The organism is uncultured Microbacterium sp., assembly GCF_963521695.1.
In the GTDB taxonomy this organism is placed as follows: domain Bacteria; phylum Actinomycetota; class Actinomycetes; order Actinomycetales; family Microbacteriaceae; genus Microbacterium.
Genome location: NZ_CAUQWC010000219.1, coordinates 1 through 5,649 on the forward strand (window position 1 = coordinate 1; position 5,649 = coordinate 5,649).

The following is a 5,649-nucleotide window of genomic DNA, read 5'->3' on the forward strand; positions in this document are numbered from 1 at the left end:
CCCCACCGGGCGCTGCCCATGGTGGGCGCCTGGTGCTTCCTCGACCGCTTCGGTCCGCAGGACACCCTCATGCGCGTCGAACCACACCCGCACATCGGTCTGCAAACGGTCACCTGGCCGATCATCGGCGAGGTGCGGCACCGGGATGCCGTGGGCAGCGACGTCGTGGTGCGCCCCGGCGCCCTGAACCTCATGACGAGCGGCGCGGGGATCGCCCACTCGGAGTACTCGGTCGGCGAGCAGCCGATCCCGCTCGACGCCCTCCAGCTGTGGGTGGCGCTGCCGGAGTCCCGCCGCCACGGCAGGCCCGCCTTCGAACGACACGAAGACCTCCCGGTGCTCGACCTCGGCGACGGGGCGGAAGCGGTCGTCGTCATGGGGTCGCTGGGCGCGGTCGAGTCGCCCGCCACGGTGCACACCCCGATCGTGGGTGCTGAGCTGCGCCTGCCCGCCGGGGTCGGCGTCAGCGTCCCGCTCCGCGCGGACTGGGAGTACGCCGTCTACGGCATGACCGGCACCGCCGTCGCCGAAACGGGAATGGATGCCACCGACGCCGACGCCGCGCGGCACCCCTCGCCCGCGGTCGAACTGGGCACGACGGCATCCGTCGATCACACGCGACTGATCTACCTCGGCAAGGGCCGCGACCACGTGGAGCTGCGCAGCGACGAGGGCGCGCGGGTGTTCCTGCTGGGCGGCGAGCCGTTCGAGGCCGACATCGTGATGTGGTGGAACTTCGTCGGGCGTTCGCACGACGAGATCGTCGAGGCCCGCGAGGCGTGGGAGGCGCAGGGTGAGCGCTTCGGCGCGGTGGTCGATCACGGCCCCGAGCGCATCCCGGCACCGCCGCTGCCGGGCGTGCGCCTCACCCCGCGGCGGCGCCGGGCCTGACGGACGCGGGAGGCTGAGCCCGTCGAAGCCCCCCGCCGAACCGCAAAGGCGCCCGGTCCCTTCGACGAGTTCAGGGACCTCTATACGAACAGGACGCTGGGCCCGTCGACGTCGCCGAGCCACCGCACGAGGACCTCGACGGCAGCGGCGCCCGAGCCCCCGCACGCAGCACAGCGGCGCCCGAGCCGAAGCCCGGGCGCCACTGTGGTCCGACGGCGACTACCGCAGCACGATGAACGCGCTGCTCGCGCTCGAGGGCTGCACGGTGGTGCTGCCGCCGTAGGTGACCTTGACCACCTTGGCGCCGCGCGTCTGCGCGTCGAGCGTCACCGTCGCGGCACCGTTCTGCAGGGTGGCCGGGTAGTCCTTGCCCGCCACCGTCACGACGACGTCGCCCGTCGCCGCGGGACCACCGGCGGGCCGGATCTTCACGTTGACCTTGTACGTGTCGGTGGTGCGCCCGACCCACGGGCTCACCGTCACCTCGGTGCGAGAGGTGACGACGGATGCCACACCCGCACTGTCGGCCGTTCCCGAGAGCCCGGTGGTCGGCGACGTCGCGGTCACCCGCACGCTGAGGACGCGACCGAGGTCGGCGCGCTGCACGCGGTACGTCTGCGACGTCGCACCCTGGATGGGTTCGCCATCACGCAGCCACTGGTACGTCGTGGTCACATCGGCGGGGTTCCACGTGCCGGGGGTCGCCCGCAGGGTGCGGTTGATCGCGACCGTGCCCGACACGGTGGGGGCCTCGACGACGACCGGCGCCGCCTCTCCGGAATCCACCGTGAGCACGGTCTGCACCGCGGACTCGCCGTAGGTCACCACGCCGAGGTAGCGGGTCTGGGGAGCCAGACCCTGCCACGACAGGTCGTACGTCGTCTCGACGCCTTGCTGCACGGTGAGCGGGTTCGGCGTCGCCGTGAGCTGGCCCTCGCCGCCGGGGGCGACGTTGGCGTAGGTCATGTCCCACGTGAACGGCGCGGTGAACGAGTACACGTTCGCCTCGACGAGGTAGGTACCCGGGGTCGGGTTCGACAGCGACACCTGCTCGTCGGCCGAGGCCGTCGCCGAGGTGAACCGCTCGTAGTACCGCAGGTCGTCGGGGCTGACGACACGCGAGACGAAGAGATCGAGGTCGCTGCCGGCGTCGTCGGACGAGTCGAGGTCGAAGCGCGAGAGCGTCGTGCCCTCGGGCACCTCGACGACCCACCGGACGTAGCCGTCGGCGTCACCGGAGTCCTGGTCGCCGGAGTGCCCCTCGACGGGGTTCTCCGGGTCGGTCAGCAGCGTCAGAGCGCTCAGACCCGACAGGTTCAGGGGCAGCTCGCCACTGATACCGGGCAGGATGCCGACGTCGACCGAGCCCGACAGGCCCGTGCCCGACACCTCGGCGGGTGCCTCGGCGGTCGTCGGTCGGACCGCGATCGGCGAGCGCACCTGGGTATCACCGCTCGTCCAGGTGAGGAACCCGGTCGACCACTGCTCGGCTTCGGCCGTGGTGCGCGAGAAGGTCACCGTGAAGGTCTTCTCCTCGCCCGCTGCGGCGAATTCCAGCGTCGACGGCTCGACCACGGCATCCACTCCGGGCACCTCGATGGATGCCGAGAACGAACCGGCCTGCGTCGAGGTGACCGTGCGGGTGACCGTCTGGGGCTTCGCCAGCGAACCGATCGAGATCGACGCGAGGTTCAGGTCGCTGCCGTCGATCGGCGCGACGCCGAAGTCGTACAGGCCCTTGCCCTGGAGGAACGCCGCCCAGTCGGCGGAACCGTTGAGGTACAGCAGACCCGGGTCGAAGTACTTCGTCGGGTCGGCATGTCCGGCGCCCTGGGCGAACGGATCCTCGACGGCGGCGCCTTCGGCGTCCACGGTGTCGTAGGCGGTGGTCATCATCGCCGACTTGACCTCGGCGGGGGTCGCCTGCGGGCGTTCGCCGAGGTAGAGCGCCGCAAGACCGGCCACATGCGGCGACGACATCGACGTGCCCGAGAGGAACTCGAACGCCGGGTCGGCGCCGGGGGCGTTGGCGGCCGCGGCGAGGATCGCGACGCCGGGCGCCGAGATGTCGGGCTTGAGGATGTCGCTGCCGTCGGCCAGCATCGGGCCGCGGCTCGAGAAGCCCGCGACCTGCGGGGTCGGGGTCACTTCGTCGGTGATGTTCTCGCCGACGAGGGTGGCCGTAGCATCCGGGGTCTCTCGCACGTAGGCCAGCAGCGCGTCGCGGTAGCGCGCGTCGAGGTGCACGGTCGGCACCGCGTGGAAGTCGTTGTCGACCGAGGCGGGGGTGACGTTGACGAGGATCATGCCCACGCCCCCGGCGTCCTTCACGGCCTGCGACTTCTCGACACGGGCGTTCTGTCCGCGGTCGCACACGACGATCTTGCCCGCAGCTTTCGCGGGGTCGAGTGATCCGAGCAGGCACAGGGCCGCGTTCGCCGGATCGATTCCGGATGCCGCGATGTCGCCGGCGTAGACCACGGGAGCGGTGACGGTTTGATCTGCGGGCACCGAGATGGAGGCACCGGCGGCCTCGAAGCCGTTCCCGAGGGTCACCGTGCCTTCGTAGGTCGGGATCGTGGAGGCCGCGACAGTGGTGTACCAGGGCGACGCGTGGTCGGCAGTCGAGGCGTCGGGACCGGAGTTGCCGGCCGAGACGGCGACGAACACGCCGGCCGCTGCGGCGTTGAAGAACGCCTGGTCCTCGAGGGCGAACGTGGAGGTGGCAGCTCCTCCGCCGATGGAGTAGTTGATGACGTCGACGTTGTCTTCGACGGCGGCGTTGATGGCACCGAGCAGGTCGCTCAGGGCGCAGACGTCATCCGTCGTCACGAGCGGGTCGGGGCCGGCCCAGCACGCTTTGTAGGCGGCGACCTTGGCCGCGGGGGCGACGCCGGAGATGGCGCCGAAGTCGACGCCCTCCACGTCGGCGTCCACGCCCGTGTTGCCGGCCGCGGTGCTGGCCGTGTGGGAGCCGTGGGTGTCGCCGTCGCGGGGCGAGACGTAGTCGGCCTCGAACGTGAAACCGGTGGCGGCCGCACCCTGGTCGAAGTACCGCGCGCCGACGAGCTTGGTGGAGTAGTCCGACAGCGACCAGCCGTTGCCCTCGGCGACGCGGGGCGAGCGGAAGTCGGAGCCGTCGCCCTTGCGGTACACGACGTCGTTGCCGTCGAGGTAGGGCTCGTCGCCCGCGGTGGTGCCCAGCGGTTCACCCGCGAACGAGGGGTTCTCCGGAGCGATGCCGGTGTCGATGACACCGACGACGGTGCCTGCACCCGCGGCGTCGACGCCGCCGACGCGCTGCCAGACGCCGTTGTCGCCCTCGAGCCCGAGGAACTCGGTGGAGGGGACGGCGTGCGGGTGGCGGATCTCGTCGGGGACGACCTTCTGCACGCCCTCCGTGGCGGCGAGCTTCGCCGCCTGGTTCGGATCCATCGTCGCGCTGAAGCCGTTGACCGCGACCGTGTAGGTCGTGTCCGGGCGGACGCCGGCCTCGTCGGCGACGTCCTGCTGGCGCTGCTCGAGGAAGGCCGAGTACTCGCGCGCCGCCGGGGAGTCCGGATCGAGCTTCGCATCCTCGGACTTGGTGGCTTCCAAGCCGGCTTCTCCGCCGCCGTAGGTCGCGACGGGGGCTTCGTCGAGCACGACGATGTAGCGGCCCGTGCTCGACTCGATGGGGGTGGGGGGTGTCACCCCCACGCCCACGTCAGCGGCCTGTACGGCGGTGGCTCCGGTGGCGGTGAACAGTCCGGCCAGGGTGATGGCCGCGACCGAACGCAGGGTTCGACCCATAGTGCGCTCCAAACGGGGGGATGAATGAGCGATCTGCGCGGCATCAATGGCGCGCATTGGACAAACATAACGCAGAGGGGATTGATCACCAACGTTCAGTTTGGACGGAGTCCGGAAACGTCGGAGTCCCCAGGCGCTCCGACAGCGAGGTGGCGCCGCGTCGCTCCGTCGACGGCGACCCGCGGCCCTAGACTGCGACGAAACCCGAGGAGGAGCAGCCATGCCCCGGCGCCGCCGCACCGTCGCACAGCACGCCCGGCTGCGTTCCCCGCATCCACTCGGGCAACTCGCCACCCTCATCGCCGTGGCGGCGGTCGTCGCCGTCGTGTCGGCGATCGGAGTCGCCTCGTACACCGCGTACGACCTCACGTCGGAATTCGTCGACGAGGCCGTCGCCGTCGAGAACCAGCCCCCGGTCCCGCCCGACCTCGGCCGGCTCGAGAGCGGCGTCAACATGATGGTCGTCGGCATCGACGCGTGCGAAGAGAACCTCATCGCCCTCTTCGGCGAGCGCTGCGAGGGGCCCGACTCCGAGGGGCGTCTCAACGACGTGAACATCCTCGTGCACATCTCTGACGCCCCGCGAAAGGTCACGGTGGTGTCGTTCCCCCGCGACCTGGTGTTCGAGGCACCCGCGTGCGACACCTCGGACGGCGGTCGCTTCGACGGCGGGTACCTGCAGATCAACGAGCTCTACACCTACGGCGGCCTGTCGTGCGTGATCACGGCGATCTCCGACATGAGCGGCCAGCAGATCCAGTTCGGCGCGATGGTCACCTTCGGCGGGGTGATCGAGATCACCAACGCGATCGGCGGTGTCGAGATCTGCCTCGCCAGCGACATGCGCGACGAGAACACGGGTATCGACTGGGCCGCGGGTCCCCGCACGATCCAGGGCGTCGAGGCCCTCCAGTTCCTCCGCACCCGCTACGGCGTGGGCGGCAGCGACCTCGCCCGCGTGAGCAA

General features: G+C 70.8%; 3 protein-coding genes. 2 read left to right on the top strand and 1 reads right to left on the bottom strand.

Annotation, left to right across the window (positions count from 1 at the left end):
* Window positions 1-891, top strand: an 891-nt coding sequence (locus RWP81_RS13700) for a pirin family protein (RefSeq protein ID WP_314456983.1), incomplete at its 5' end; no start/stop codon positions are given.
* 219 nt (window positions 892-1,110) lie between these two features.
* Here RWP81_RS13700 and RWP81_RS13705 read toward each other — a convergent pair.
* On the bottom strand, window positions 1,111-4,683 hold the full coding sequence (locus RWP81_RS13705; protein WP_314456985.1) for a S8 family serine peptidase: 3,573 nt from the start codon (window positions 4,681-4,683) through the stop codon (window positions 1,111-1,113).
* Window positions 4,684-4,903: 220 nt separating this feature from the next.
* Here RWP81_RS13705 and RWP81_RS13710 point away from each other — a divergent pair.
* The coding region (locus RWP81_RS13710) for an LCP family protein (RefSeq protein ID WP_314456987.1) at window positions 4,904-5,649 on the top strand (746 nt) is incomplete at its 3' end.

Bases quoted from the DNA above. Each gene is read 5' to 3' on its own strand.
- RWP81_RS13705 (WP_314456985.1), bottom strand. From the start codon at position 4,683: ATGGGTCGAACCCTGCGTTCGGTCGCGGCCATCACCCTGGCCGGACTG.